This is a genomic window from Brevibacillus sp. FW306-2-1A-C05A (genome assembly GCF_058781555.1).
The window spans coordinates 1-24,272 of sequence record NZ_JBYSWV010000026.1 but is presented as its reverse complement, the minus strand read 5'-3'; the positions used below and the strand labels follow the sequence as shown (position 1 = coordinate 24,272).

Genomic DNA, 24,272 nt, shown 5'->3' with positions numbered 1-24,272 from the left:
GTTTCACACCTTTATGTTGGTCACTTTTTTTACCAGGATGTAGGACAAAAGCGTTCCGATCAAAAACAGTCCGAGCAGCACCAGCCCCATCGGCGTAAACAGCGGATCGATAAAGCCTTTGTTAATCATGTTCATCATCAGCACCAGGGCGACGGGCATGATCGGGACAAGATACGAGACGTAGCGCTGCTCGGCAGTCATCGTCTTGATTTCCTGCGAGACGAGGCGGCGCTCCTCCATCGTCTCGGCCATCTCCTGCAGCACTTCGCTCAGGTTGCCCCCTGCCCTGCGCTGGATGAGCAGCGTCGCCGCGAAAATGCGGAAATCGCGCGTCGGAATCCGTTTTTCCATCTCCAGCAGCGCCCGGTCAAAACTGACGCCAAGCGCCAGCTCCCGCGACATCCGCTTGAACTCTTCTCCGGCTGGAGCATTCAGCTCTTTGGCCACAATCGCGATCCCCTGGGTCAGCGTCAGCCCTGCGCGCAACGAGTTGGCAAGCAGGCGGCACACCTCCGAGAGCTGATCGTTCAATCTCTCCAAATATTTGTGGCGCCGGGCAAAAAAGACGGCTTTCTGGATGACATACATCGAAGCTCCGCCCGCCATGAAGTTGTAGGGAGCCGGAATCGCCACTACACTGTGCAGGAAAAACCCAAGCCCCATCGTGCCGACGAACATGCCCGCGAAAAATTCGGAAGGGGTCAGCGGAATGTTGGCTTTTTTCAGCTTTTTGCCGATCTCCTGAGCGTACGGCTTCTGGTCGAAGCGGTCGCCCCAGACGACGATGAAGCTTTTGCGCTGAGTCTTTACCTCGTACCAGTCTTCCGCTTTCTTTTTCCACTCGTTTTTCTTCGAGCGGTATCCGAGGTATTCGTACATGCCCCAAATTCCGAACAGCACCGCCAGACTAAACAGAATAGCTAGGCTCACGTCTGCTCCCTCCCTTCGCCGTAAACATTGATTCGTCCAGATCAATTCCGAATACTTTGAGCCGCTCCAGGCTGCGCGGGATGATTCCGGTCGGCGTAAAATATCCGAGTACTTCGCCATTGCTGCCGATTCCGGTCCGGTGAAAGCGGAAAATTTCCTGCACCTCTACCCGTTTGTCCTCCGACTTCGCCACCTCGGAGATCGAGACGATTTTGCGCGTCCCGTCCGACAGCCGCATGACCTGCACGATGATGTCGAGCGCACTGACGATGTACTCGCGGACGATGGCAGAGGGCAAATCCATCCCCGCCATGACGACCATCCCTTCCAGCCGGTTGAAAGCGTCCAGTGGCGAGTTGGCGTGGACGGTGGTGAGCGAGCCTTCGTGGCCCGTGTTCATCGCTTGCAGCATGTCGAATGCCTCCGCGCCACGCACCTCCCCGACGATGATCCGGTCAGGCCGCATCCGCAGCGAGTTGCGCACAAGCTGGCGAATCGTAATTTCGCCTTTTCCCTCCATGTTCGGCGGGCGCGCCTCAAGCCCGACGCAGTTCGGATGGGTCAGCTTCAACTCCGCCGAGTCCTCAATCGTGATGATCCGTTCGTAGTGGGGAATCGCTCGCGCGGCCGCGTTGAGCAGCGTCGTTTTCCCGCTCCCGGTCCCGCCGGAGATCAGGACGTTCATTTTCGCTTCCACGACTGCCTGGATGTAGCGCGACATCGCCTCGTCAAACGAGCCGAATTGTTGCAAATCCTCCATTAAATACGGCTCTTTGCGGAATTTGCGGATCGACACCAATGTTCCGTTCAAACTGATCGGCGGGATGACCGCATTCACCCGGCTCCCGTCCTTCAGGCGGGCGTCGACCATCGGCGAGCTCTCATCAATCCGCCTGCCGAGCGGCGCCACGATCCGGTCGACGATGTGCCGCAAATGCTCCTCGTCGCGAAATTTCAGATCGGTCAGCTCCAGCCGCCCGCGCTTTTCGATGTAGACGAGGTTGTGCCCGTTGATCGAAATTTCCGTAATCTCCGGGTCCGCAAGCAGCGGCTCCAGCGGCCCCAGCCCCACCGATTCGTTAATCAGGCGAGTCAGCAGCAATTCTTTTTCGCTGCGCGGGATCACTACTTTTTCTTCCGACATGTACTGCGACACGAGCCGCTCAATCGCCACCCGCATTTCCTGCGAGCCAAGGCTGGTCAGCCTCTCCAGATTGGTTTCCCGCAAAAGCCGCGTCTTGTAATGCTCTGCCAGCTCGTCAATGTACGGGTTGAAGGCGGGAGCCGCAAGTGTCGCTGCCAGCGTCGCTCGTGGCGACTCGTCTTCTGCTGTCTTCTGCTCTTGCTTGCGCTTGAATAAAGCCATCTAGCTCCCCCCTCAAGACAGTTTGCTTTGGACCCATTTTCGGATGTCTTTTGCCGCAGGAGTCAGTTTTTTCTCGTTCGCTTCTTTTTGCAACGGCCTGCCCTGATTGACGGCCGCCTGCACTCCCGCGTGATCTCTCCTGATTTCCGCAGTAATCGGAGCGTTGAACAGCCCTTTCAGATCGGATACGACCAACTCGTTATCCCGGCCCACCTGGTTGACGACGACTTCCAGCCTGCCCTCGGTATCAATGCGCAGCCGTCTGAACAAGTCTTCCACGAGCCGATAAATTTGCACAGACGGCGTATCCAGGTTCATCACGTAGTAAATCATGTCGGCCTCCGACAAGGCGGCATACACCAGCTCGTTCATATGGCTGGGCAAGTCGATGATGACAAAGTCATAGCTGCGGCGGCTCGCCCGGATCAGGCGCGTGACGAACGCCTCGGACATGTTTTCCGCGATCTCGGCGTCACGCGGGCTGACCAGCACTTCCAGCTTGGAGTGAGCCTCGCGCTGCGCTACGTTGCGGATGTGAAACTCGTTCATCTCGTTCATGACCGGAATCAGGTCCCCCAGCGTGCGGTTGCTGTCAAACGACAGGAACGTCTCGACGCCCCCGTACTGCAGGTTGAGGTCGATCAACAGCACGCTGGCCGTCGATTCCAGCTTCAGCGACTGGGCAAATCCGGTGGCAAGCTGTGTGCAGCCACTTCCTCCTTTGCCGCTGTAAAACGAATACACCTTGCCCCGCCCGCGCACAAACGCTTTGCCGGAAGCATCCGCGCCTTTTTTGCGCTGCTGGATTTGGGACAGCTCGGATATTTTTTCGAGGCGGTCGGTCAGCAGGTTCAACTCGTCGGGCATGACGATGTACTCGACTGCTCCGGCGCGGACGACATCCCGCAGCAGGACAAAATCTTGCTTTTCCGTCAGAAAAATGACAATTCCCTCTGGCAGCTCGCTCTGTATGTACTGCACCAGCTCGACTCCGGCCCCCTCCTCGGGCTGGACGAGCAACACGACATCGGGTCCGATCCGGTCGATTTCTTTTTTCACTTCGCTGGACGTCGTATAGCGTACCGGCTCATACCCGGCCAGAAACTCCGTGAGCATCTCCTTGACCGAATCCTGATCTGCGACGACAAGAATTTTCACTTCTTTGCTCATGACTTACCCTCCGGTTTTTGGTGCTGGATTGGTTGGCGGCTGTACCGAAGTTGGCGGTTTGGCTGGCGGCTGCTGATTGGTCGGTGCTGGCTGAGTTTGCCCGGCTGGCTGAGCCGCTGGTGCCGTCGCTGGCGCAGAGGCTGGCGGCGTCTGCGGCTTTGCTTCGGCAGGCTTTGGCGCAGTTTCCGTCTTGCCCGGCTCGGTTGTAGTAAACGGATCGGGAATCCCCAGCTCTCCTTTGCCGACGTTTGCTTTTAGAATGCGCATCAGTTCGGCGTAGTGCTGCTGATGGATGAATTTGGGCACATCCTCGAACGGCAGCTCCAGCGCCACGCCTTTGAATTTGTTGTCCGACTTCGCAACCATGGCGACGGGCACGTCTTTCATGAACACCTCGGTTACAGGCTGGCCGCCCTTCGTCGTCGAGATGATGATGTCGACGCGGTCCAGCGCCTCCAGTTCCTGGTCAAACATGATGTTTCCCGACGCGTAAACCGTAATCAGCCGATTGTTTTGATCGCGGACCATGTTCGCCGGCTTTAAAATATTTTTCGTAATGACGTCGCCTTTCGACAAAGGAACGACCGTTACCTGATTTTTCAGACTGAGCTTGTCGACGACATACGAGTCATCCGCGTACTTTTTCGGAATTTGCCTTGTGGTCAATTGATCGGGTTGGATCAACGCCCGAGAGGGAATATCGACATTCGCCTCGTAAATCTCCACCATCTCCCCAAGCTGCGCGTTCATGTCCTTGATTTTCTTCAAAAACAGAAAACCCGCCAGCGCCGCAAGCAAAAAGGATAACACCAGAAAAATAATTGCCCGTCGTTTCGATTCCAACATGAAAAGCTTCCCTCTCTTTTTCTGTAGCTAGAATGATGTCAAATCATGCTGCACGCGCCTGACCCTCCATAATAAGTAAAAATACTCACCGTTATTGTCGGACTATTCCTCAAGAATCACCGCCTAGTAATAGATAACCATTACCAGCAACAGCCCGGTTCCCCCCGCAATGAATGGAGCCAGCGGGATTTCCCGATCAAAAGTCACCCTTCGCGACAGCCTGGAGACAAGCCACACAGGAAGCATGATGATTCCGGCAAGCAGATAGGTAAGCCCCATTGCAAACAATCCCGCCTGCCAGCCCAGCGCTGCTCCTACCACTGCGAGCAGCTTGATGTCGCCACCCCCCACCTGCCCATTGCTAATGACGGCCATCCCGAGCGACAGTCCGACAAGCACGACGACTCCCAGGACGTGCGCCACCCAGTCTTCCGGCCGAAGCACTGCATGCGCGATGAGAAAATAGGCGATCCCGGGCAGTGTCAGCCAGTCGTAAATCAGTCGGTAGCGTAGGTCTGTGTACACAGCCACCGCCATTACGAAAAGAATGGGAACGATGACATACAAAGTCGGCACGCTCGCTCCTCCCCCCTTCTTTTGGAGGAAAATTTCACCATCACAGACGGTCATTTGGGGAATTTTGTTGCGCAAACGAGAAAATTTTTGGTTTATCTTAGTAAAATCTTTTTTTCTCTCTCCCTTTTTTCTGCTGTAAACAGGTCCATTTTCCTTGTATCCGGCACCTTTTCCGCCAGATTGTTGCTGTCGAATGGTGCAGGGGACAAAATGCCTGTACGCCAAAAAGAGTGGTTCAGCAGACCGCTTCTTGACGACGATCGGCTATCGCTTCTCCGTCACGCAGGAGACGCCCGTCAAAGCAGTTGTTGTTGGCAGCGCACAGGTCACCCGTCCATCGCACAAAAAAATCCCTTCCCGAACCAGAGTGTCGAAAAGGGATTTTGCGCATGCTTCAGTTTTTTCAACTGGACGTTCAGCCCGTCGCTGGTGGTTTCGTTGTCGCTGATGATCTCCTCGCGCTAGAAATCATCGTATTTTTGCTCTCCTCTCTGCAGATGGCGTACTTGGAGATCGCCGAGCGCTGATTGCTTACATGTTGCAGCAAATAGCGGATGTTGAAGGGCAGAAACTGCTCGAACTTGACCTCCATAATCATCAGCGGCTGGTGAATGGCGTTGACCATCATGAGCTGCTCGTCAAAAATGTCGAGGGAATGGACGGTGGTCATCAACTGCTTGTCAAAAGTGACTCGCACATTGCCCGGCTCCATCACATACGCTTCGCGGACGTTATCAGTCATGACGCGCGGCATGAACAGATGGTTTTTGCACTCGTAATAAAAATCGCGGAGCAGGCTGTTTGGCGTCTCTTGCAAAAAGTCGACTTGCCCGGCCATGATACTCTCGTAGTCAGCCCGCGTAATCGACGCCGCTTCCTTGCAAATGTACCCGCCGAACTTGCTTTTTCGCTCCAGCTTGATCGCGGCGTCGCTTTTGTTGTAGATGCGGATTCGGTATTTGCGCCGTTTGAAAACGCCGTAGTTTTTTTCATGCAAAGCCGTGTCGTGCAGATCGTCGAAGTACAGGCTGCGGATATGGTACCCCTCCTCATCGACCGAGTACGGGTCCAGCTCGGTCACCAGCAGCAGCTTTTGTCGCAGCGGCTCGTAATCGTTCAGACGAAGGTAGTATTTCAACTCGTGACGCAATCGCTTGTTGCCGTTTGGAATCCCTGTCCCTTTTCTCCCTTTCATTTCAGCACGAACTCCTTTGCGCCGTTGTAACGCACCCCTTCTACGTGGTCGGTATCAAAAGAGGTTTGCCCGAAACCTTTGCTGTCCAGCACGAGCACCCGCCAGAAAAAGCGGCCTTTCCCCGGCTTGTCCACGGTATATGCCGTCCCTGTCAGCCCCCTCGCCTCGACCGCGAGCCTGGTAAAAGCCGGGTCTGCGCTGATGGCAAAATCATAGGCCAGATCGTCGCCCTAGTCTCCGCCATTCCAAAACAGGTCGTTTCCCTCAAGCTAAATAGGGATATGGACCTTTTTGTCAATATTTCCCATTCTACTCTAGCGATCTGAACAAAATCTGGTCTTTCCTCTACGCCTGACCAGCGCTTTCCTCCCCGCCTCCAAGCGCTGCTTTCTCTTGTTTCAGTCCAAGCAAAAACAGCGCCTATCTCTCTTTGGCTATGACTATGCCGCAGGTTATTTCTTTCAGTCCCGGAAGCACAAGCACGTATCAACATTGGAACATTCGCCGGGTGCGGCATTTTCGTTGACGATGATATTCATTATCATTAATGTGAAAATAAACAGAAGCTCGCAGCCCCCCCTGTCCGCATCGGCAAATTTTTGATTGATTCCGGGTTTACGCGGCACAGGATGTACAACGATCTTCCCAGTCACAAACATCGGCAAACTACTAATGAAACGAGGCAGGCAATGTGAAAATCGACGTCAATCAGCTAGCAGCTCACTTTGCACACATTCCTTTTCAAGTCCAAGGAGTATATCGCTATGCCAGAAATCCCGGTGTGCCTCACGCTGACTATACAGATGCTTTTCCTGGATTCGTGTTCCCGCTTACAGGGAAGGTACAAATTTTAATGGCACGCCCTATATCCTTTCCCCGGGAAAAGTGGTGCATGGCGGCGCAAAAATGAGACTCGCCCAAAAAATGTTCGGCAACACCGACTGGGAATACATTCTCGTTTTGTATCGGATATGCAGCACAGAATCGGATAAACAAGGCGCAAGAAATGCTCCTTACAAGCGATTTGCCCGTACAGCAAATTGCGCAAATGGTCGGAATTGCCGATCCCTTTTATTTTAGCAGAGTGTTCAAGAAACAATGCGGTACTTCTCCTACGGAATATCGCGAGAAGTTCATCAATAATCCATGCTGCTTTCAACAGGCATCCATTCTCTCCGAAAATGGCTTTACTATACTAATGGCAAGCCAAACAAAACATCATGTCGGAGGAATTGCCATGAAAAAGAGGAAAGGTCTGCTAATCCCCACGCTCTTATTGGCAGGCATGCTGGCAGGTTGTAATCAAGCTCCTGCTGAAAATAAAAGCTCCACTACAGAAGCTGCACCTGTATCAACCGTTAAGGCCGATACGCCTGATTGGCCAAGAACATTTAAAGATTCGTTGGGCAAAGAGATCGTTATTGAGAAAAAACCGGAAAAACTGGCCTCGCTATGGTATTTTTATCCGGAAATATTAGTTGCATTAGGGGAGCCGCCTGCTGCTTCTACGGAAAAAGAGTATCTGTCTTCTTTAGCTTATCTGACTGGAAAGCTGGATCGAGCCGAAGAACTAGGGGACAAATTGTCTCCAAGCATCGAGAAAATTCTTTCTGTTGAACCTGATTTGATTTTAGCCACAGAACAACACGAAAAAATGTATGATTCCCTGGAAAAAGTTGCGCCAGTCATTACGCTAAAATCCAAGGACATCTATGACGACTGGCAATACGGACTTCGTACCGTAGCCGAGATTATCGGGAAAGAAGACGAAGCGGAAAACGTAATTGCTAAAATGATGAAAGAAATTACAGCGGGGCGTGAAGCATTACAGTCGCTGCAAGGAGAGTCGGTAGCTCTCATTTTGTCCTGGGATGGAAAAACGTTCAATGTGTTGGGTGAAGGAAATCCTGTCTATACGCTTGCGTTTGATAAAGAAAAGGGACTGGGACTTACGCCAGATGGTGCCTTTCAAGGTACTGCAATGGATACTTCCGCGATTACTGGCGGCCCATTGGCGATCGAATACGCTTTGCAAAACATATCGACTGCCTTGCGCAAGCTCTAAAAAGGCGAGAAGAACGCCAGCGAAATCGCTCTCGTGCAACAACCGGGCGACAAGCGGATGCTCCCCATGTCTCTGAACGTTACAATGCAAAGTCAAAAAAAGGAGGGATTCATATGCACTACCAAGCGATTAATCTGAGTGAGGAACTGTCTTCATTCCACGAGCTCTGGTCTCCGAAAGTCGTCGGTGAAATCAATGACTTTCAATTCAAGCTCGTCAAGATTGATGAGGATTTTATATGGCATGAACATCCAGGTGCCGATAAAGAGCAAAACTACAAAATAACCGACATTGCGAGCATTGACGTCACATACTCCAGAAAATTCGGCGATTACAGCGCTCAGGTCATTTTTTCGGATGAAAAAGAAACCAAATACTATTATCGAATAGATGAAAAAGTGAAGCAAAGCGGCTACAGCGGTAAAACAAACAAGCATAGAGAGAGCTAAAGCGTTAGCAGCTCCGCGCAATTGTCAACGTGAGTCCAAAAATGCCGTTACATCATGACAGCCCCTAAATTTGCTTACTACGACAAAACGAAAGCATAATGCCGAAGCCAGGCTTCAGCATTATGCTTTCGCAAATTTTTGTACTCTTTACCACGCCGCAATACTACTATCCGTGCGCATATCCGTCCCGCCGCTCAAGACGCCGTTTTCATCCCGCCAAATAATTTGGCCGCGGCCAAAGTAATTGCCGAGCTGCGCCCACTTGATCGTGTGCCCTTTGCGCTCCAGCGCCTGCGCCAGATGCTCCGGGAAGTGCCGCTCCAGCTCCACCGTTTTGCCTTCCATCCACTGCCAGCGCGGTGCGTCCAGCGCCGCTTGCGGATTGAGGTGGAAGTCGATCGTGTTCATGACCACCTGCACATGGCCCTGCGGCTGCATGAAGCCGCCCATGACGCCGAACGGCCCCACCGCTTTTCCGTCTTTGGTCAAAAAGCCCGGGATAATCGTATGGAACGTTCTTTTGCCCGGCTCCAGGCAGTTGTCGTGATTCGGGTCGAGCGAAAAGTTGTGTCCGCGATTTTGCAGGGCGATTCCTGTTTCCGGCACGACTACTCCTGAGCCAAAGCCCATGTAGTTGCTCTGGATGAAGGACACCATGTTGCCCTCGCCGTCCGCTGTTGCCAAGTAAACTGTGCCACTCGACTTCGGCTGGCCCGGCTCCGGCGTCAAAGCCTCGTCGCCGATCAAGGCGCGGCGCTCGGCGGCGTATTCCTCCGACAGCAAGTCTTTTACCGCGACCTTCATCTTGCTTGCTTCCGTGATGTATTTCAAACCGTCGGCAAAAGCCAGCTTCATCGCTTCGATCTGCTTGTGATACGTGTCGGTTGTGTCTTTTGCCGCAAAGTCATAGCCCTTCAAAATGTTCAGCGCCATCAGGCCGATCATGCCCTGGCCGTTCGGCGGGATTTCCCACACGTCGTAGCCACGGTAGTTGACGCTTATCGGCTGCACCCACTCCGGCTCATAAGCGGCCAAGTCCTCTTTGCGCAAATAGCCGCCGCACTCGCGGGAAAAGGCGTCGATTTTTTCCGCCAGCTCGCCGCGGTAGAAGCTCTCCCCGTTCGTCTCCGCAATCTGCCGCAGCGTAGCCGCGTGCCCCGGCGACTTCCAGATGTCTCCCGCTTTTGGCACCTTGCCTTCTGGCGCAAAAGTGGAGAACCAATGGGCAAACTCTTCGCCTTTGCAAAGCTGCGAGAACTTTTTATACGCCGCGTTCCAGTAATGGGCCAGCGTCGGCGAAAGCGGATAGCCGTTTTCCGCGTAGTCGATGGCCGGCTGCAAAACCTCTGTCAGCGGCAGGCGGCCAAAGCGCTTAGACAGAGCCGCCCAGGCAGCCGGAGCGCCCGGCACCGTCACAGGTGTCCAGCCGTAAGTCGGCATTTCTTCCAGTCCTTTTGTTTTCAACGCCTCGATAGAGATCGCTTGCGGAGCTGGTCCGCTGGCGTTCAGTCCGTGCAGCTCGTCTTTGATCCAGACGAGCGCGAACGCATCGCCGCCAATTCCGTTGGAGGTCGGCTCGACCACCGTCAGGCACGCAGCAGTCGCGATTGCCGCGTCCACTGCATTGCCGCCCTTTTTCAAAATATCGAGACCTGCCTGTGCCGCGAGCGGCTGCGAGGTCGCTACCATGCCGTTTTTGGCAAATGTCGTGACACGTTTCGATGCATACGGGTATTCCATTGCGTCGTAGTTTACCATGATTGAGGCCTCCTTGTATCTGGTTGGCGTTGCTACCCGATAAAAATGAACCCATACGCCATCGCCGCTACTATTACGAAGGCCGGATGCACTTTCCATGTCTCCAGCAGCAGATACGATGCGACGGTCAAAATGCCTGTCTGAATCCATCCGATCCCTTCGACTGCTCCGAGCAAAAACTGATAGGTCATCGTTCCGAGCAGGACCGTCACGACCGGGCGAACCGATTGTGTCATGGCTTTTACCTGCGGGGCATTGCGGAACAAGTTGATGAATTGGAGCAGCAGAATCATCGCAATCGCCGTAGGCGCAACCGTCGCCAGCAAAGCAACTGTCGCTCCCGGCACCCCTGCCACCTGATAGCCGATGTAGCCGGCCAGCTTGGTCGCAATCGGGCTCGGCAGCGCATTGCCCACTGCCAGCACTTCCCCGAATTCTTTCATGGACATCCATTGGAAATGATCGACGACCTCGTTTTGAATGAGCGGGATGCTCGGCGGCCCTCCTCCGTACCCCAAAATGTTCGAGATGAAAAAGGCCCAGAACAACTGTAAATAAATCATGCCGCTCCCTCCTTGCCGTCCTTTTTCTTGCGCTTGCGGACAGACCAGGTGGAGTAGGCAAAGGAAACGAGCAGCGCAATGCCTACTACAATGCCAGGATGCCAGTCAAGAAAGAGCAGCGCTACGAGCGACAGGCCAAGCGAAATGCTCACTCCCGTTTTGCTCGACGCGCCTTTCCAGCCCTTGGCGAGAAACTCCCACGTCAGCACGCCTGTCATGACCGCAATCACCGGGCCGATCGCCTGGATCATGCCGTAGACGCCGGGCGCGTCCTTCCATTGATAAATCACTTGCAGCAAGCCGATCATGACGAGAACGATCGGCATGACTACCGCGACGTTCGCTACCAGTGCCCCCATCCAGCCTTTGACCCGATAGCCGATAAAAGCAGCCAGCTTGGTCGCAATCGGACCAGGCAAGGCGTTGGCTAGCGCCAGGTTGTCGGAAAAATCCTCGTCCGTCACCCACTTGTACTTTTTCACGCACTCGGTATAAAAAAGGGGAACCATCGTAGGTCCTCCCCCGAAACCAAATATCCCGATGCGGAAAAAGGCGAGAAACAAATGCCAGTAAACCATGTTGTTCGTACCTCCATCCTTGCCTTAGCGGAGCAGCTCACCCGAATGCACCAGATGACAGGAGACAAGCTGGCCTCCACCGATATCTGCCAGACTTGGCACCTGCGATTTGCAAACCTCCGTCGCATACGGGCAGCGCGGGTGAAACGTGCAGCCGCTTGGCGGATTGGCCGGACTCGGCAAATCTCCGGTCAACAAAATCCGTTCGCGCTTTTGCCGCGGTTTCGCCACAGGGACAGCCGAGAGCAGCGCCCGCGTGTACGGGTGGCTCGGGTTGTCGAACAGCGTCCTTTTATCGGCAATTTCTACTACACGGCCCAAATACATCACCGCAATCCGGTCGCACAAATGCTTGACGACCGACAAGTCATGCGAGATGAACATCAAGGTCAGATTGAATTCCTTTTTCAAATCTTTCAGCAGATTCAGCACCTGCGACTGAATCGACACGTCCAGAGCAGATACCGGCTCATCCGCAATAATCAGCTTCGGCTTGACCACCAGCGCGCGGGCAATCCCGATGCGCTGCCGCTGTCCGCCGGAAAAGTCGTGCGGATGGCGGTTCAGGTGCTCTTTTCGCAGGCCGACAATCTGAATGATTTCTTCAATGACGCGCTCCCGCTCTTCCTTGGTTCCGATGTCGTGCACCATGAGCGATTCCAGCAAAATCTGCCTGATCGTCATCCGCGGGTTCAGCGAAGCATACGGGTCCTGAAAAATCATTTGCAGGTCCTTGCGCATCCGGCGCATTTCTTCTTTGGGCAATTTTGCTAAATCTTTGCCATCGAACCAGACTTCTCCTGCTGTCGGCTCCAAAAGCCGCAAAATCGTCCGGCCCGTCGTCGATTTCCCGCAGCCGGACTCCCCCACGATCCCGAGCGTCTCGCCGGGGTAGACAGTCAGGTCAATGCCATCGACCGCTTTTACATGGCCGACCGTCCGCTTCAGGAAGCCGCCTTTGATCGGAAAATGCTGCTGCAGCCCTTTTACTTCCAATAGAGGTGTTGTCATTGCCGCTCTCCCTCCTCTGCGTACAGCCAGCAACGGCATTTTTGTCCGTCCAGTTGGATCAATTCAGGCGGCTTTTCCTGGCAGATCGGCAGCGCCTTGGAGCAGCGCGGGGCAAAACGGCAGCCCGTCGGCATTTGGTGCGGCAGAGGAACTGCGCCCGGAATCGTCTCCAAATATTCGCGCTCCTCGTCCAGCTCCGGGATGGAGTTCATCAGGCCGATCGTGTACGGATGCTTGGGACTTTCAAACAGTGTATCCACATCGGTTTCCTCGACAACCTGCCCAGCGTACATGACGATGACGCGGTCGCACATCTCGGCTACTACCCCCAGATCGTGCGTAATCAGCATGATCGAGGTCCCTGTCTTTTCCTTCAGATCGCGCATCAGGTCGAGAATCTGCGCCTGAATCGTCACATCTAGCGCCGTTGTCGGCTCGTCGGCGATAATCAGCTTCGGGTCGCACGACATCGCCATGGCGATCATCACCCGCTGCCGCATACCGCCGGACAGTTGATGGGGGAACTCCCCGTAGATTTCTTCTGCGCGCGGCATCCCGACGGCCTTGAGCATCGCAATCGCCCGCTCCTTTGCTGCTGCCTTGGAGACTTTGCGGTGCAGCATGACGGCTTCCTCAATTTGTCTGCCTACCGTGTGCAGCGGATTGAGCGAAGTCATCGGCTCCTGAAAAATCATCGCGATCTCGTTACCGCGCATCCCTTGCATTTCTTTTTCCGACAGCTCCAGCACGTTTTTCCCCTGGAAGCGAATCGTGCCGCCTGTGCTTCCGTTTGGCGGCAAAAGCCGCATGATCGACAGGCTGGTGACGCTCTTTCCACAGCCCGATTCGCCTACGACGCCGAGTGTTTCACCAGCACGGATGGAGAAGTCGACGCCGTCAACAACGCTGACGACACCGCTGTCCGTGCGAAACCGAGTTCTTAGCTGCTCCACTTCCAAGATGGTCGTCATCTGCTCCACTCCTTTCCCTGCGTAGGGCATTGATTATTTGCGCGCGCGCGGGTCGAGTACCTGCTGCAATCCATCCCCCAGCAAGTTGAAGCCCAGCACGACTAAAAAGATGGCAATCCCCGGATAAAACGTCGCATACGGCGCGACAGACATCAGCGTCTGCGCCTGGTTCAGCATGCTTCCCCACGATGGCGTCGGCGGCTGCACGCCCAGCCCCAGATAGGAGAGCGAAGCTTCCGCGATAATGCCGGAGGCCATCGCGAGTGTCGCCTGAATCACGATCGGGTTGAGCGCATTGGGCAAAATATGGCGGAAAATGATGCGGGCATCCTTCACGCCAACCGAACGCGCCGCTTGAATATATTCCATGTTGCGCAAAGAAAGAACCTGACCGCGAGTAATTCGGATGAAGGCAGGAGCGAAACCGATCCCGATCGCCAGCATCGCGTTGCCGAAGCCGGAACCGAGCACGGCCGAGATCGCCAGCGCCAAAATCAAAAACGGAAAGGCTTGCATCGCATCGACGCTGCGCATGACCACCCACTCATCCCAAAACCCGCGGTAATATCCGGACAACAACCCGATCGGCACGCCAATCAGCATGGCGATTCCTACCGAAATGAGAGCAGCCTGGATAGAGATTCGCGCTCCGTAGACGACGCGGGAGAAAATATCCCGACCGAGGTCGTCTGTGCCAAACAAATGCTCGCCGTCTGGCGGCATCATCACTTTGTTGTAATCTTGTGCATTCGGGTCAAAAGGAGCGATCTGCGGCGCGAAAATCGCTATCACAATCAACGCAAGGATAATGACCGCTCCGATGACGCCAAGACCATTTCGCAGGAATTTGCGCGCGGTTTTCATCACTCACCCGCTCCTTTCCCAGCTTTGATGCGCGGATCAATGACCGCATACAACATATCGACAGCCAGGTTGACCAAGACGACCAGCACCGCCGAAACAAGGATCGCTCCCTGTACCGTCACGTAGTCGCGCTTGAAGACCGACTCGACAATCAGACGGCCGAAGCCGGGAATCGAGAAGATCGACTCGGTAATGACCAGACCGCCCAAAAGGCCCGCGATCATCAGCCCGGAGGTTGTCACGACTGGCACCATCGCATTGCGCAGCGCATGGCCCAAAATCGTGCGCGCTTCATTCAAGCCTTTTGCCTTCGCCGTCCGAATGAAGTCCATGCTGACCACATCGAGCAAGGAAGAACGCAGCATTCTCATCAGCACCGCAGACTCCCGAAGGCCGGTCGCCAAACAGGGGAGAACCATCGCCAGCAAATTTTGCTTCGGATCTTCCAGAAACGGCACGTAGCCGGATGCGGGAAGCCATTGGTTGTTCACTGCAAAAAAGATAATCATCATCATAGCCAGCCAGAAGCTCGGGATGCTCATCCCGCCCAGCGCAGTAAAGGTGCTCGTGTAGTCAATCCACGTCCCGCGGCGCACAGCCGCCAGGATTCCCGCAGGAAAAGCAATCAGGATCGCCACGAGAAACGTTCCGATCGTAAGCTCCACCGTTGCGGGCAGCCTTTGCATAATTAATTGAGAGACCGGCACCCGGTCCGTAATCGAGATTCCCAAATCGCCCTGCAGCACTTTTCCCAGCCAGGAAAAATATTGCACCACGATCGGCTGGTCCAACCCCAGCTCTGTTCGTAGTGCCTGATAGGCTTCCGGTGTCGCTTCCTGTCCTAAAATGACCCGGGCAGGATCGCCCGGGATCAAGTGGATCAAAGAGAAAGTCATAATGGACACCAGCAGGAGAATCGGGATTGTCAGCAGTAGACGCCTGACCACGAACATCATGACAATTCCTCCTTGCTCTTGCCGTTATAGTGTGTGACTTGCCTTATTGCTTGTCCAATGTGGCGGTACGGATCAACCCGTCCGGTACGTAGGTGAAGCCTGTTACTTTTTTGTTCATGCCGATCAAAACATATTGATGGTACAGGTACACATAGCCCGCTTCTTCCTGCAAGAGCTTGGTCGCTTCCTCGTACAGCGCCTTCCGCTTCGCTTCGTCCATTTCCCCGCGCGCCGCTACAACCAGCTCGTCCAGCTTCGGAATAGAGATGCGGCCGTCGTTGTTGGAAGTGCCAGTGACTACGAAGTCATGCAAGTTTTGGTCAGGGTCCTGACGACCGGACCAGCCCAGTTGCAGGGCATCGAATTCGCCTTTTTCGCCTGTTTCAATCAGTTGGCCGTATTCCAGCTTCTCCAGCGTCGCGTTGATGTTGTACTGCTTCAGCATGCTTTGCAGCACAGCGCCAAGCTGTTCGTTTTCCGGAGAAGTCGTGATGTACAACTTAAAGTCAAAACCGTTCGGCTTGCCGCCCTTCGCCAGCAAGTCCTTGATCTCAGCCGCGTTAGGCGGCACCGGCGTGTTCAACTGCTCGTTGTACGCCAGACTGCCTTTCGCAAACGCGGTACGCGCAGGTGCCGCATAGCCGTTGAACAGCACTTTTACTACCGCTTCCCGGTCAATCGCGCGGTCGACAGCTTGACGCAAGTACTTGTTGTCAAACGGCGGGCGGGAGTTGTTCACATAAAACCCTTGATAGCCCATGCCGGATTCGGATATCAGTTGCAGGTTGGTATCGCCTTTTACAACCGGAATTTCCTTCACAGGCGTATCGTCGATGATGTCCAGCGTGCCGGAGCGCAAGTTTTGCACCTTGGCTGTACCGTTCGTGAACACTTTGTAGTTCACTTCGTCTACTTTTACCTCGCCGTTCCAGTAGTTTTCGTTTTTCTTCAGCGTCACGTGGTCGCCTTTTACCTGTTCAACAAAAGTGAACGGGCCTGTCCCTACTGGATGGTTCAAGTATTGATCGCCGTGCTCCTGAACCGCTTTTGGCGAAACCATGATCCCCGCGCGGTCTGTCAATACGGACAGGAACGGAGCAAACGGCTCTTTCAACTGGATTTTGACAGTATTTTTATCGACGACCGTCACAGACTCAACGAACTTCAACTCGCCTTTGCGGCGGGACTTCTCCCCGGAAATGTTGCGGTCGAAGTTGAATTTGACTGCCTCGGCGTCAAACTCGGTGCCATCGTGGAACTTCACGCCTTGCTTGAGCTTCATTGTGTAGGTTTTGCCATCTGGCGTAACCTCGTACGATTCAGCCAGCATCGGGACGATCTTGCCCTCTGCGTCGATGTCAAACAGCTTGTCGTAAAGGCTCGCGTAAACTTGGCGATCGTAGAGAGAAGTGGAGATGCTCGGGTCCATCGAAGGCGGATCTGCCTTCAGCCCGATGTTGATGACTTTTTTGCCAGTGGCAGGCGCCGTCGCTGTGCTTCCGCTATCGGCAGTTCCTGTCCCGCTTCCTCCTCCACATCCTGTTACCAGTAAAACCGTCCCCAGCACGGCACTGAGCATTGCTTTGCTCATCTTGGTCGAAAACATAGAATGACCCCTTTTCTCTTTTTTTGTTGGCTCTAAGCAATGAAACGACAATCCCAACGGCTCATTCGTCCGATGGCATTCCCCCTTCCGAGGTTTTCGCTTCGCCTTAGCGGACGAAGTTGTATTTGGATTTCAAGATTTTCAGCTCGTTGATGACGTTTGTCCGCACGATGCCCGGCACTTTGTAGAGCTTTTTCATCAAAAATTCCGATAATTCTTCGTAGCTTCTGACCAATACTTGCGTGAACAACTGATAGTCGCCGGAGGTCAACACGATCAATCGGATTTCCACGATCTCATTCAACGCGGCGACGACTTCGTCGAGCTTTTCCGCCTCGACAGCTATCTGGATGATCGCCTGGACGTGCAAGCCAGCCTTGACCGGATTGACGATGCCGACGAGACTCAGCGTTCCTTCATCCTGCAACTGCTGAACGCGCATGCGAATCGTTTTTTCGGTTACCCCGAGGTCTTTGGCAATCTGGGTAAAAGGCAGGCGTGCATTTTGCTGCAGCGCCCGGATAATCCCGTAGTCCGTATCGTCAAGCTCCGGATACAGGGAACGGCGGAATTTCTCCTCCATATAAACACTCCTTTATTCGTCTTGTTTATTGGAAAACAAACCTATTTGCGGTTGTTATTTTAACATCTTAGTCGAATTACGTAACTATTGTTGTTAATATAATACGAATCACGACCTGATGCAAGCATTTTTCAGAAAGTTTCTTTTTGAAAGCATTTTCATTTTTTTATTTTTCTTTATCATATTTTTGATCTATATAAACAAAAAAACAGCCGCTCCATTAAATGAAGCGGCTGTATAGCTAACAACGGCGTTTCAATATTCGATTCGCTTCTCCGCTTGCGACCAGGCTACAAACGGGCTCTGACGATTTTCCAGATCGATTTGCCGGAAAGGAATGCTGCGTTCTTCGTGCGGCAGCATGATTTGCTCGTAAATAAAATGGTCGTCGAATCCGACGCTTGCTGCGTCTTCTTTCGTGCAGGCGTAGTAGACGGCTCGCGGCCGCGCCCAGTAAATCGCTCCCAAACACATCGGGCACGGCTCGCAGCTCGTGTACAGTTCGCAATCGCTCAACTGAAAAGTGCCCAGCTTGCGGCACGCCTCGCGAATCGCCTGCACCTCCGCATGTGCGGTCGGATCGTTCATCGCTGTCACTTCATTGCGGCCCCGTCCGACGATTTGCCCGTCTTTGACGATAATCGCGCCAAAAGGCCCGCCGCGGCTCTCCTTCACATTGTCCAGCGCAATGCTGACGGCTTGCCCCATCCACGTATCCTGATCCATCCCTTTCCCTCCTCGCGCATCTCTTCCCTTATCCTATGCCAGTTTGCCTGATGGCATTAGCGAAACAAAGCGAAACGCCCTTCATATCCGGTTCATCGAGCGCTTCAAATGGAACAAATACCGATTGCGGATAATCCAGAAGTAGACCGCCTGCACGATGACAAAGCTGCACAGCACGATCGCTGTCGGCTTGGCGACGGATGCGACGAGCAAGATTTTCAGCAAGCTTTGCAGCGACACGAACGCCACCATGCTGTGGATGATCGCCACCAGTATCGGCACGAAAAACAACAGCGCAATCTGGGTCGTCACGATTCTCGTCAGCTCGGCGTCCGTCAGTCCGATTTTCGCGATCGCTCCGTAATGCCTTTTGTCGTTTTCCAGATCGGTGTACAAACGGAAGTACAGGAAGCTCGCCGCCGCTACGAAAAACAGCACGCCGACGAACAGCCCGACAAACAGCCCCGTGTTCGCCATCTGCTTCATCTGGTGATAGACGGGCGCGCGCGCCGAAAACGAGTAGATGTCCGTGTAATGCTGGATTTCCTCTCCCAGCTTGAGACTGATCTCCTGGGTGTCCTTCCAGCGCGGAACATCGTAGGCAAAGCGCTGCTCCTCCCGCAAGTCGCGAAGCTGATCGTACACTTTGTTCGGCACGACCGCCAGCCGTGCAAACTCGATGCCGTGAATCAATGGATTCATTTTCGTGTCCGTTTTGACCACAAGCTCCTGCCCGCCGACCTTTAACGTCTGCTCCTCAACCGCATCGCCGAACCATCTGAGCAGGATAAACACTTCGTTGTCGGCCATTTGCAGCTCGCGCGAGTTCGCCGCCATCGCAAAACGGTTGTAGTCGGACAGCTTGACCACCCCGACCGTCTCGTCATTCACCTGCTCCGGAAGCACCCGCATCGACACCTGGTACTTTTCGAAGGAAAAGCCTCCTTGCTGCAAGCTGTTTTCAATCAGCCGCAAATGCGCGTCCTTGGCGGCATTCTCCGCCTTGGTCTGGTATTCGAACGCAAACGGATTCGTTTTCACGACCGTCTCCTGGATCGACCCGGCCAATGCCGCCAGCGTCCCGATCGCGCAAAAGGCGACCGTCGACACGATGCAGACCAAAAAAAACATTCTGGCGTTGTCCTTCATCCGGTAGGAGAGATCAGACAGCGTCAACAGATTCGTGCGCCGCCAATAGATGAAGCGCCGCTTCTTCAAAAACTCGATCAGGATCACGCTAAGCTGCGTGAACAGTAAATACGTCCCGACGACAGTCAAAGCCGTGACAGGCAGCACAAGCGCCACCACGTATATGCCGTCCGCCGTCAGCGCCAGCGCATAGCTCATACAAAGCAGCGCCACTGCCACAATCGACAGCGCAATCGACGCGCTTGGCTCCCGCTTGGGGCGTCGGCTGCCCTGCAAAAGCTCCAGCAAGCTCCGGCTTCTAAGCAGCAGCACCGTGAACAGCGAGATGGCGGCGAACAGGATGAGAAAAGCGACGACTGTCAGCCCGATCGCCTTCCACGGGAGGTAAAAGCCGAGCGCCTTCACATCCAGCAGGAAGCCCGCGAACTGGAAAAACAGCTTGGCGAGCACCATGCCAAGCCCGATGCCAAAAGCGATCGCGACGATCCCGATGAGCATGTTTTCCATAAAAATCAGCAGGTTTCGCTGCAGCGGCGTCATGCCGTGCATGAACAATATCCCGAATTCCTTCTCGCGCTTTTTCAAAAACGCGCCGACGCAATAGAAGAGAAAAAAGAAAGAGAACAAAAAGATGACGTATTCGGCGACGATCATCCCGGTTGCAACCGATTCATGAATCTCCTCGCCGACGATTCCCGGATGAAAAATGAACATCGCGTACACGAAAAAGATCATGACGGAAAACACGCTGCTCATGAAAAAAGCAGCATAAGTGCGTTTGTTGCGCAAAACATTATTACACGCGAATTGTCGAAAGGTCATACGTGTTCCCTCCCAAGAACGACAGCGCGTCAATAATCTTTTGGAAAAACGCCTGGCGGTTCTCCCCCCGATACATTTCGTTGTGCAACTGTCCGTCCTTGATAAAAATGACCCGGTGACAATAGCTGGCTGCCAGCGGATCGTGCGTGACCATCATCATCGTCGTATTGTCTGTTTTATTGATCGCTTCCAGCGTCTCCATGACCGTCCGCGAAGACTTGGAATCGAGATTGCCTGTCGGTTCATCGGCGAGCAACAGCGAAGGGGAGTGGATGATCGCGCGGGCGATGGCCGTCTTTTGGCGCTGGCCGCCTGACACCTCGTATGTACGCTTCTCCAAAATATCCTGGATTCCCAGCTTCGTCGCCACGCTTTGCAGCTTTTCCTCCATCGTCTGGACCTTCACGTTTTCCAGCGTCAGCGGCAGCACGATGTTTTCCCCGATCGTCAGCGTATCGAGCAAATTGAAGTCCTGAAAAACAAAGCCCAGTTCGCGGCGACGGAACAGCGCCAGCTTGTCTTTTTTCAACAAGTGCGGATTCGTTCCATTCAAGAGAACAGTCCCGGATGTCGGGGAGTCAATGGTCGAAATCATGTTCAATAGCGTTGTTTTCCCGCTGCCCGATGGGCCCATGATACCGACAAATTCCCCTTTGCGAATCGAAAAATCGATATCCGTCAACGCGCGGTATGTGATCTTGCCTCCGTAAATTTTGCTCAGACTGTTCACCGCAAGCATTTCCATACGTCTTTCCCCTTTCCTCTGACATCCCACTATCCACTATACGAGGACGCGCGTTTTCCAGCTATCGAATTAACTTTCATCATTCTTACGTTCTTGTAAGGTTGGCACCACTGCAGACAGGACGATGCGGACTGTCGTGCCCTCTCCCACTTTCGACTCCATTTCCACGCCATGGTGCAGCCGCCCGCAAATTTCCTTGACCAAATAAAGCCCCATCCCGGTCGACTCCGGATACTTGCGGCCGTTTTCCCCTGTGAAGTACGGCTTGAACACCCGCTGAATGTCTTCTGCCGGAATCCCGATGCCGTAGTCCTGCACTTCGAGGACGAGATGCGACCCGCGTTCGTAGGCGCGGATCGTGACCTTGTTGCTTTTGCCTGCCGAATAACGGACGGCGTTGGTCAAAAGCTGGTTGAGCACAAACGAAAGCCATTTGTCGTCGGACTCCACCCGCCAGTCTTGTTCGATTTTCAGCTCCGGGTACACCTGGTTGCGAATGAACAGCCGCTTGTTTTCAGCCAGCACGTTTTGCGCAAGCGTGCGAAGCGACACTGGCTCAATCAAAAAGTCCTGTTCAAAACGGTCCAGTCGCGCTATGTACAGCACCGTTTCCAATCCGCGCTTGATCCGGTCGACTTCTTCGCGGATGCTCTCGGACTTCGGATCGTCCTCGTTTTGCAGCAACAGGTGGATGACCGAGATCGGCGTTTTCATCTGATGCACCCATTGCTGGATAAACGTCGTATAATCGCGCTGCTTGTTCTCGTAGGCGTGCAGCTGTTCCTTGTAGAGGCGGTACTGCTCCAGACTTTTCTCGTCCATCGCCCGGCACAACGCGGCGTTGCCGTACGTTTGCGTCAGCTCCTCCAGCGACTCCACCGGCTTGCTCAATCGCTGGTAAATCAGACGGTGCGTCAAATAGCGGACAACCAAAAACGCCCCGGCAAAAAAGACGGAGAGAAACACGACGTAAATCATCAGCGATTCGTTCCAGTACCCGTCCATGGCAAAAATCAGAATCAACAAAATGAGCTGAACGAGAAAAAAGGCAGCAAATGCCCATTGATCCCGAAGGAACAGCCTCATTGTCCGTCCTCCCATGTCGCCCGCAGACGGTAGCCGGAGCCGCGCACAGTCTCAACCGCGCCTTCCAGCCCGATGTCCTTCAGCTTTCCGCGCACACGCGTGATGTAGACATTCAACGTGTTTTCATCGACGAACTGCTCGTCCCACAGCTTTTCCAGCAGCCGCTCGCGGCTGACGACGCGCGGGTATTGGTTCATCAGCGCTTCCAGCAGCAGCGCTTCTTTTTTGCTCAGCTCGATCTTCGTATCGTTCATGGAAAGCTCCATCCGCTCCAAAAACAGCTTCAGCCCCGCGACCTCCACGGTGCGCTCCCCTTCCTGCGGCGCGTATTGGCCGTAGGCGCGGCGAAGTTGGCTGCGAATTTTCGCCAGCACCACATCGTAATCGAACGGCTTGGTGATGTAGTCGTCCGCTCCGTTTTCCAGCGCCATCACCTGGTCCATCTTGCTCTCCCGCGCAGAGATGAACAAAATCGGGCAGTTGGACTCCTGCCGCATCTGTCTGCACCAGTAAAAGCCATCGAACTTGGGCAAGTTCACATCCAATAGCACCAGATCAGGCCGCTTGCTTACGAACACTTCCATGACGCGATCAAAATGCTCTACATTGACCGTTTGAAATCCGTATTTTTCCAGTTGCTCCTGCAAAAGCTGGTTGATTTTCGGGTCGTCTTCTACAATCATGATCGTAGACATTCGCTCATACTCCTCTCCTCGTGCGTCTCCTGCTACTCCTCCTTCTACTATACCACTAGAAAACTGGGCTGCGCCAATTGCGCCAAAGCCCGTTGCCAGATGGATTCGTTCGGCTTTTTCCCATACAAAAAGGGTGGAACGAAACTTCCACCCTCACGCTTTTGCTTCCATCATTTGCTGCAGTTTTTTGATTCCGCGAAAATGCAGGATTTTGACAGACGCTTCGGTCTTGCCCAAAATCTCGGCGATCTCGTTCATGCGCAGATCGGCGAGATAGCGCAAAGAGATGACGTTGCGCTGGTCCTTCGTCAGCGTGTGTACCTTTTGCCACAGCCCTTCCGTCGTCTCCTGTGTCAAAACGCATTCCTCCGGCAGCTTGTCAGTAGCCGTCAGCGTGCTGAACGTCTCCTGGTCAACCGGGCACTCCCTTTTTTTGCGCATGTAGTCGATCAACGCGTTGTGCGCAATCCGGAAAATCCAGGCGCCAAAAGGATGGCGGCCATCGTACTGGTCGAGCTTGGAGTACACTTTGATGAATACAGTCGTTGTCAGGTCTTCCACGTCCCAGACGTTTTTCACGCGGTAGCGGAAATAGCGGTATATTTTGGCGGAATAATCTTCGTAAATTTGTCGTTGATTCGGTTTCGGATAAATGATTGCAGTATTCATGATCGATCTCCCATTTCGTCATCCGTATGAGTTGCTCTCATTGTAAGACGGATCAGAAGCAGGAACCATCGAGTTATATTTCAAGAAGCTTACACTTTTGTAAGGTACTTATAGGCTGCTTGTAAGCTCTCGCACAGGTAGGTACGGAAAGCCGGTTCATTTGGTTACACTTCGGTCTGCTTGCTTGCATAATAATCGTTGGAATTACCAGCCGGGCCGCTACCTTGGTCTTTGCTCATATCCCTCTCCCGCCTCGTACAAAAGACCCAATTTCTTGCTTACACTGTATGTCCGCGAAACTTTTTCCTTTTTTGGTGTATATGTTGTATCAAGAAAAGTTGGGGGGCATTGTCTCCGGAGGCTCATGCCGCCTCTTCGATAATTTCAGCTAATTGCCTTATGTACTTAAAACGGAGGTTTACAAATATGCGAAAATGGATCTTCTCCCTGTTGATTTCAGTCATTCTAGCGGGCTGTGGAACGATACCTGTCAGCCATGAGACATCGTCTGTCAACAATCATAGCCCAAATTCTGAAACAGAAAATCAAGGAAACGCAGTGGAGCAATTGACTGTTCAGCGTGGACAAGATGTCTTCACAAAGGAGCATCCGCCTTTAAACCTGGGGATCATCACGAGTGCAAATGAATTGTACACGCTCGCTTATCGAAAAAGCGGAGAGGAAATCGGAATAAAAACTAGCCAAGAGCTAGGATTTCCAATAGAGAGCCCCAAAGAAAGTGGTACGGTTGAAAAAGAGCGAACTTATATTCGATTAGTAAAGCCCCCATTTTTACCTGATCCTGGAGTCAATGAATTACAATGCTCCCATAGGCTGAGACACGGGAGCGTGATAAATAAGTTATAATGAAGCCATGGAAAAACGGAACCGAT

At 53.5% G+C, this 24,272-nt stretch carries 25 protein-coding genes and 2 pseudogenes; 5 read left to right on the top strand and 22 right to left on the bottom strand.

Annotation, left to right across the window (positions count from 1 at the left end; all coding sequences use genetic code 11):
* Window positions 1-3: 3 nt before the first annotated feature.
* The 7 genes from AC3WJN_RS15915 to AC3WJN_RS15885 form a co-directional block, all read right to left on the bottom strand.
* Window positions 4-930: a type II secretion system F family protein gene (locus AC3WJN_RS15915; protein ID WP_005826722.1), complete on the bottom strand. Its 927-nt coding sequence runs from the start codon at window positions 928-930 to the stop codon at window positions 4-6.
* Entirely contained in the window at window positions 908-2,296 is a 1,389-nt protein-coding gene (locus tag AC3WJN_RS15910; RefSeq protein WP_005826720.1) for a TadA family conjugal transfer-associated ATPase, read from the bottom strand. The genes AC3WJN_RS15915 and AC3WJN_RS15910 overlap by 23 nt, the downstream gene beginning before the upstream one ends.
* Before the next feature lie 12 nt (window positions 2,297-2,308).
* Window positions 2,309-3,466, bottom strand: a complete 1,158-nt coding sequence (locus tag AC3WJN_RS15905; RefSeq protein ID WP_005826717.1) for a CpaE/TadZ family protein — start codon at window positions 3,464-3,466, stop codon at window positions 2,309-2,311.
* Window positions 3,467-3,469: 3 nt separating this feature from the next.
* Window positions 3,470-4,312 carry a CpaB family protein gene (locus AC3WJN_RS15900; RefSeq protein WP_429779720.1) on the bottom strand — a complete coding sequence of 281 codons (843 nt, stop codon included), beginning with the start codon at window positions 4,310-4,312 and terminating at the stop codon, window positions 3,470-3,472.
* A 123-nt stretch (window positions 4,313-4,435) separates the two neighbouring features.
* On the bottom strand, window positions 4,436-4,888 hold the full coding sequence (locus AC3WJN_RS15895) for a prepilin peptidase (protein WP_025844339.1): 453 nt from the start codon (window positions 4,886-4,888) through the stop codon (window positions 4,436-4,438).
* A 415-nt stretch (window positions 4,889-5,303) separates the two neighbouring features.
* Complete coding sequence (locus AC3WJN_RS15890) at window positions 5,304-6,083, bottom strand: polyphosphate polymerase domain-containing protein (RefSeq protein ID WP_197186371.1); 780 nt, start codon at window positions 6,081-6,083, stop codon at window positions 5,304-5,306.
* Window positions 6,080-6,217 carry a hypothetical protein gene (locus AC3WJN_RS15885; RefSeq protein WP_197186372.1) on the bottom strand — a complete coding sequence of 46 codons (138 nt, stop codon included), beginning with the start codon at window positions 6,215-6,217 and terminating at the stop codon, window positions 6,080-6,082. Before AC3WJN_RS15885 ends, AC3WJN_RS15890 begins: the two co-directional genes overlap by 4 nt.
* Before the next feature lie 557 nt (window positions 6,218-6,774).
* Here AC3WJN_RS15885 and AC3WJN_RS15880 point away from each other — a divergent pair.
* The 4 genes and pseudogenes from AC3WJN_RS15880 to AC3WJN_RS15865 all read left to right on the top strand — a co-directional run.
* Window positions 6,775-7,082 (top strand): annotated as a pseudogene (locus tag AC3WJN_RS15880) (AraC family transcriptional regulator); the annotation flags it as partial.
* A 7-nt stretch (window positions 7,083-7,089) separates the two neighbouring features.
* Window positions 7,090-7,197: pseudogene (locus tag AC3WJN_RS15875) on the top strand (AraC family transcriptional regulator); the annotation flags it as partial.
* Between the two features lie 123 nt (window positions 7,198-7,320).
* Window positions 7,321-8,148, top strand: coding sequence for an ABC transporter substrate-binding protein (locus AC3WJN_RS15870; protein ID WP_197186379.1), 828 nt, complete (start codon window positions 7,321-7,323; stop codon window positions 8,146-8,148).
* A gap of 113 nt (window positions 8,149-8,261) precedes the next feature.
* Window positions 8,262-8,597 carry a cupin domain-containing protein gene (locus AC3WJN_RS15865; RefSeq protein ID WP_241752688.1) on the top strand — a complete coding sequence of 112 codons (336 nt, stop codon included), beginning with the start codon at window positions 8,262-8,264 and terminating at the stop codon, window positions 8,595-8,597.
* Window positions 8,598-8,744: 147 nt separating this feature from the next.
* Here AC3WJN_RS15865 and ggt read toward each other — a convergent pair whose 3' ends face one another.
* From ggt to AC3WJN_RS15790, 15 genes are all read right to left on the bottom strand, one after another.
* On the bottom strand, window positions 8,745-10,355 hold the full coding sequence (ggt, locus tag AC3WJN_RS15860; RefSeq protein WP_005834738.1) for a gamma-glutamyltransferase: 1,611 nt from the start codon (window positions 10,353-10,355) through the stop codon (window positions 8,745-8,747).
* Window positions 10,356-10,387: 32 nt separating this feature from the next.
* Window positions 10,388-10,918 carry a chromate transporter gene (locus AC3WJN_RS15855; protein ID WP_025848644.1) on the bottom strand — a complete coding sequence of 177 codons (531 nt, stop codon included), beginning with the start codon at window positions 10,916-10,918 and terminating at the stop codon, window positions 10,388-10,390.
* Complete coding sequence (locus AC3WJN_RS15850; protein ID WP_005834735.1) at window positions 10,915-11,496, bottom strand: chromate transporter; 582 nt, start codon at window positions 11,494-11,496, stop codon at window positions 10,915-10,917. Before AC3WJN_RS15850 ends, AC3WJN_RS15855 begins: the two co-directional genes overlap by 4 nt.
* 24 nt (window positions 11,497-11,520) lie before the next feature.
* Window positions 11,521-12,507, bottom strand: coding sequence for an ABC transporter ATP-binding protein (locus AC3WJN_RS15845; protein ID WP_005834733.1), 987 nt, complete (start codon window positions 12,505-12,507; stop codon window positions 11,521-11,523).
* Entirely contained in the window at window positions 12,504-13,478 is a 975-nt protein-coding gene (locus AC3WJN_RS15840; RefSeq protein ID WP_429787714.1) for an ABC transporter ATP-binding protein, read from the bottom strand. The genes AC3WJN_RS15845 and AC3WJN_RS15840 overlap by 4 nt, the downstream gene beginning before the upstream one ends.
* A gap of 33 nt (window positions 13,479-13,511) precedes the next feature.
* Window positions 13,512-14,342: an ABC transporter permease gene (locus AC3WJN_RS15835; protein ID WP_005834729.1), complete on the bottom strand. Its 831-nt coding sequence runs from the start codon at window positions 14,340-14,342 to the stop codon at window positions 13,512-13,514.
* Window positions 14,342-15,298: an ABC transporter permease gene (locus AC3WJN_RS15830; RefSeq protein WP_005834727.1), complete on the bottom strand. Its 957-nt coding sequence runs from the start codon at window positions 15,296-15,298 to the stop codon at window positions 14,342-14,344. Before AC3WJN_RS15830 ends, AC3WJN_RS15835 begins: the two co-directional genes overlap by 1 nt.
* Before the next feature lie 43 nt (window positions 15,299-15,341).
* Window positions 15,342-16,904, bottom strand: coding sequence for an ABC transporter substrate-binding protein (locus AC3WJN_RS15825; RefSeq protein WP_005834725.1), 1,563 nt, complete (start codon window positions 16,902-16,904; stop codon window positions 15,342-15,344).
* A 106-nt stretch (window positions 16,905-17,010) separates the two neighbouring features.
* A complete protein-coding gene (locus AC3WJN_RS15820) occupies window positions 17,011-17,487 on the bottom strand; it encodes an Lrp/AsnC family transcriptional regulator (protein WP_005834724.1) in 477 nt (158 codons plus the stop codon).
* Between the two features lie 255 nt (window positions 17,488-17,742).
* Window positions 17,743-18,213 (bottom strand): nucleoside deaminase, encoded by a 471-nt coding sequence (locus AC3WJN_RS15815; protein WP_007787481.1) that lies wholly within the window; start codon window positions 18,211-18,213, stop codon window positions 17,743-17,745.
* 81 nt (window positions 18,214-18,294) lie between these two features.
* Window positions 18,295-20,184, bottom strand: a complete 1,890-nt coding sequence (locus AC3WJN_RS15810; RefSeq protein ID WP_007787479.1) for an FtsX-like permease family protein — start codon at window positions 20,182-20,184, stop codon at window positions 18,295-18,297.
* Complete coding sequence (locus AC3WJN_RS15805) at window positions 20,159-20,929, bottom strand: ABC transporter ATP-binding protein (protein WP_005834720.1); 771 nt, start codon at window positions 20,927-20,929, stop codon at window positions 20,159-20,161. Before AC3WJN_RS15805 ends, AC3WJN_RS15810 begins: the two co-directional genes overlap by 26 nt.
* Before the next feature lie 69 nt (window positions 20,930-20,998).
* A complete protein-coding gene (locus AC3WJN_RS15800) occupies window positions 20,999-22,015 on the bottom strand; it encodes a sensor histidine kinase (protein ID WP_005834719.1) in 1,017 nt (338 codons plus the stop codon).
* Window positions 22,012-22,710: a response regulator transcription factor gene (locus AC3WJN_RS15795; protein WP_005834718.1), complete on the bottom strand. Its 699-nt coding sequence runs from the start codon at window positions 22,708-22,710 to the stop codon at window positions 22,012-22,014. Before AC3WJN_RS15795 ends, AC3WJN_RS15800 begins: the two co-directional genes overlap by 4 nt.
* A gap of 153 nt (window positions 22,711-22,863) precedes the next feature.
* On the bottom strand, window positions 22,864-23,379 hold the full coding sequence (locus tag AC3WJN_RS15790; RefSeq protein WP_007787472.1) for a sigma-70 family RNA polymerase sigma factor: 516 nt from the start codon (window positions 23,377-23,379) through the stop codon (window positions 22,864-22,866).
* Between the two features lie 426 nt (window positions 23,380-23,805).
* On the opposite strand from AC3WJN_RS15790, the gene AC3WJN_RS15785 reads away from it, so the two are divergent.
* Window positions 23,806-24,246: a hypothetical protein gene (locus AC3WJN_RS15785; RefSeq protein ID WP_433947706.1), complete on the top strand. Its 441-nt coding sequence runs from the start codon at window positions 23,806-23,808 to the stop codon at window positions 24,244-24,246.
* The last annotated feature ends 26 nt before the right edge of the window (window positions 24,247-24,272 follow it).

Coding starts and splice junctions, on each gene's coding strand:
- AC3WJN_RS15905 (WP_005826717.1), bottom strand. CDS start 3,466: ATGAGCAAAGAAGTGAAAATTCTTGTCGTCGCAGATCAGGATTCGGTC.
- AC3WJN_RS15785 (WP_433947706.1), top strand. CDS start 23,806: ATGCGAAAATGGATCTTCTCCCTGTTGATTTCAGTCATTCTAGCGGGC.
- AC3WJN_RS15830 (WP_005834727.1), bottom strand. CDS start 15,298: ATGATGTTCGTGGTCAGGCGTCTACTGCTGACAATCCCGATTCTCCTG.
- ggt (WP_005834738.1), bottom strand. CDS start 10,355: ATGGTAAACTACGACGCAATGGAATACCCGTATGCATCGAAACGTGTC.
- AC3WJN_RS15840 (WP_429787714.1), bottom strand. CDS start 13,478: ATGACGACCATCTTGGAAGTGGAGCAGCTAAGAACTCGGTTTCGCACG.
- AC3WJN_RS15790 (WP_007787472.1), bottom strand. CDS start 23,379: ATGAATACTGCAATCATTTATCCGAAACCGAATCAACGACAAATTTAC.
- AC3WJN_RS15825 (WP_005834725.1), bottom strand. CDS start 16,904: ATGTTTTCGACCAAGATGAGCAAAGCAATGCTCAGTGCCGTGCTGGGG.
- AC3WJN_RS15855 (WP_025848644.1), bottom strand. CDS start 10,918: ATGATTTATTTACAGTTGTTCTGGGCCTTTTTCATCTCGAACATTTTG.
- AC3WJN_RS15850 (WP_005834735.1), bottom strand. CDS start 11,496: ATGGTTTACTGGCATTTGTTTCTCGCCTTTTTCCGCATCGGGATATTT.
- AC3WJN_RS15820 (WP_005834724.1), bottom strand. CDS start 17,487: ATGGAGGAGAAATTCCGCCGTTCCCTGTATCCGGAGCTTGACGATACG.
- AC3WJN_RS15870 (WP_197186379.1), top strand. CDS start 7,321: ATGAAAAAGAGGAAAGGTCTGCTAATCCCCACGCTCTTATTGGCAGGC.
- AC3WJN_RS15865 (WP_241752688.1), top strand. CDS start 8,262: ATGCACTACCAAGCGATTAATCTGAGTGAGGAACTGTCTTCATTCCAC.
- AC3WJN_RS15795 (WP_005834718.1), bottom strand. CDS start 22,710: ATGTCTACGATCATGATTGTAGAAGACGACCCGAAAATCAACCAGCTT.
- AC3WJN_RS15890 (WP_197186371.1), bottom strand. CDS start 6,083: ATGAAAGGGAGAAAAGGGACAGGGATTCCAAACGGCAACAAGCGATTG.
- AC3WJN_RS15835 (WP_005834729.1), bottom strand. CDS start 14,342: ATGAAAACCGCGCGCAAATTCCTGCGAAATGGTCTTGGCGTCATCGGA.
- AC3WJN_RS15910 (WP_005826720.1), bottom strand. CDS start 2,296: ATGGCTTTATTCAAGCGCAAGCAAGAGCAGAAGACAGCAGAAGACGAG.
- AC3WJN_RS15845 (WP_005834733.1), bottom strand. CDS start 12,507: ATGACAACACCTCTATTGGAAGTAAAAGGGCTGCAGCAGCATTTTCCG.
- AC3WJN_RS15810 (WP_007787479.1), bottom strand. CDS start 20,184: ATGACCTTTCGACAATTCGCGTGTAATAATGTTTTGCGCAACAAACGC.
- AC3WJN_RS15815 (WP_007787481.1), bottom strand. CDS start 18,213: ATGGATCAGGATACGTGGATGGGGCAAGCCGTCAGCATTGCGCTGGAC.
- AC3WJN_RS15800 (WP_005834719.1), bottom strand. CDS start 22,015: ATGAGGCTGTTCCTTCGGGATCAATGGGCATTTGCTGCCTTTTTTCTC.
- AC3WJN_RS15900 (WP_429779720.1), bottom strand. CDS start 4,312: ATGTTGGAATCGAAACGACGGGCAATTATTTTTCTGGTGTTATCCTTT.
- AC3WJN_RS15805 (WP_005834720.1), bottom strand. CDS start 20,929: ATGGAAATGCTTGCGGTGAACAGTCTGAGCAAAATTTACGGAGGCAAG.